Source organism: Streptomyces sp. URMC 123 (assembly GCF_051386515.1).
Taxonomy (GTDB): Bacteria; Actinomycetota; Actinomycetes; order Streptomycetales; family Streptomycetaceae; genus Streptomyces.
In genome coordinates, this window is record NZ_JBPQTV010000544.1 from 1 (window position 1) to 2,341 (window position 2,341).

At 77.0% G+C, this 2,341-nt stretch carries 2 protein-coding genes; both read right to left on the reverse strand.

Translation table 11 applies throughout. The features are described from left to right. Positions 1–42 precede the first annotated feature (42 nt). Positions 43–768, reverse strand: a complete 726-nt coding sequence (locus ACSNOD_RS30525) for a class I SAM-dependent methyltransferase (RefSeq protein ID WP_436770326.1) — start codon at positions 766–768, stop codon at positions 43–45. Positions 769–775: 7 nt separating this feature from the next. Next, entirely contained in the window at positions 776–2,125 is a 1,350-nt protein-coding gene (locus tag ACSNOD_RS30530) for a glycosyltransferase (protein ID WP_436770327.1), read from the reverse strand. Positions 2,126–2,341: the final 216 nt, after the last annotated feature.

The following is a 2,341-nucleotide window of genomic DNA, read 5'->3' on the forward strand; positions in this document are numbered from 1 at the left end:
GGCCGGGGGCGGGCGTCTGGGGTGGCGCCTGAACAGTGCTGGTCATGGACACCGCCGGAGGATGAGGAGGAGGTTCCAGGTGGCGATCTCGCGCAGGCCCGGCACCCGGGTGACCGCGCCGGGCCACAGCGGCCAGTAGCGGGAGCGGGCGCAGAGGACGGACACGTCCCGGCGGGCGCGCACCTGCCGCAGGGTGGCGCCCACGTGCAGGGGGAAGAGGTTTTCGCCGAGGGTGTGCTTGGGGTGGCGGCCGGTGCGCCGTTGGTAGTGGCGCCGGGCCCGCTCGGCGCCCAGGTAGTGCCAGGGCGCCATCTCGTGGCCGCCCCAGGGGGAGAGCCAGTTGGTGAACGAGACGTAGAGCAGCCCGCCGGGCCGGGTGACCCGCACCATCTCGCTGAGGAACGTCTGCGGATCGGCCACGTGCTCCAGCACGTTGGAGGAGAAGCAGACGTCGGCGACGGCGTCGGGCAGCGGCAGCAGATAGCCGTCGGCGAGCACGGCGCCCTCCGGGGCGCGGCCGCGGGCCGTCAGCTCGCCCACCGAGGGCTCGAAGAGATAGCCGCGGGCGCCCCGGCGGCGGAACTCCTCCGTGAAGTACCCGCTGCCGCCGCCGACGTCCACGACCAGCCGGTCGCGCAGCGGGACGTACCGGGCCACCTGGTCGGCGGCGTCCCGCGCCAGCAGGGTGTAGCACCGCTCGGGGTCCTCGGGCTCCCGGAGGAACGCCCGCAGGAGGGTGAGCGACCGGCGCAGCGAGGGGTCCTTCACGGCCGGCTCACCTCCGGGGCAGGCTCGGGGCGGCGTACGGCGGCGGGTCCCCGTACGGCGCGGTGTCCCCGTACGGCGCGGTGCTCTCGTACGGTCCGGGGTCCGCGTACGGCGCAGCGCCCTCGTACGGTCCGGGGTCCCCGTACGGCGCGGCGCCCTCGTACGGCGGCGGGTCCCCGTACGGCGTCGGGTACGCGCCGGTGGGCGGCTGGGCGTGCGGCGCGAGGTGGCGGCGGGGCGGCGCCGCGCCGGGGTCCCGCCAGGCCTCCGCCGCCACCGCGGCGAACCGGCGCACCGTGCCGTGCCAGCGGTACGCCGCCGCGTGCCGCCGGGCCGCCCGGCCCATCGCGGCCCGCCGCCGGTGGTCGAGGGCCAGCGCGCACCACGCGGCGGCGAACGAGCTCTCGCCGCGCACCAGCGCGCCGGTGACCCCGTCCCGGACCGAGTCGCGCAGCCCGGGCACGTCGAAGCCGATCGCGGGGGTGCCGCGGGCCGCCGCCTCGGTGATGACCAGGCCCCACCCCTCGATCAGGGAGGGGTGCAGCAGCAGCCACGCCTCGCACATCAGACGGTGCTTGACCGCCTCCGGGACCCGGCCGGTGAACTCCACGCCCGGCCCGGCGAGGGCCGCCAGCCGCTCCCGCTCCGGGCCGTCGCCGACCACGACCAGCCGGCCGCCGGTGACCGGGCGGACCCGCTCCCACAGCCGCAGCAGCAGATCGATCCGCTTGTACTCGACCAGCCGGCCGAGGGCGAGGAAGAGCGGCTCGGGGGACTCGGGCAGCAGCGGGCCGGGCTCCTCGACGCCGTTGTGCACCACCCGGATGCGCTCGCGCGGCACACCGAGGTCGCACAGCGCCTCGGCGGTCGAGCCGGACACGGCCACGATGAGGTTGCCCCGGTGGGCGCGGGTGAGCGACCAGTGCTCCAGGGTGCGGCCGACGCGGGCGGCCGGGCCGGGCAGCCGGATGCGCCACATGTCCGTGTGCACGTGGTTGACCAGGCAGATCGTGGGCCCGTGGTGCCACAGCGGGGCGAGGTACGGCATGCCGTTGCACACCTCGACCAGCAGGTCGCAGGTGCCGACCTCGCGGGCGAACGTCCGGCCCGCGCGCAGGAAGTGGTCGGTGGCGCCGCCGGCCGACACCACCCGGTAGTCCCGGCCCGCGGTCGGGCCGGCCGGCCCGCCGCACAGCAGGGTCACCTCGTGGCCGGCCGCGGCCAGCCCCCCGGCGATCCGGTCGACCAGCAGCTCGGAGCCGCCGGCGTTGGGGTTGCCCAGGTCGCGGTGGGCGAGGAAAACGATCCGGCGGGGCAGCGGGCCGCCGGCCGCCAAGGGGCCACCGGCGGTCAGCAGGCCGGTCGCGTGGGGCGGTTCGACGGCGCGGCGCGGTTCCTGGGCGTACGGGGAGGCGGTGTCGTACGAGGGGGGCGTGCCGTACGTCGCGGTGTCGTACGGCGGGCTGTCGTACGGTGCGGCGCTGTCGTACGGCGGGGCGGGCGGCCGGGCCGGGCAGCCGGATGCGCCACATGTCCGTGTGCACGTGGTTGACCAGGCAGATCGTGGGCCCGT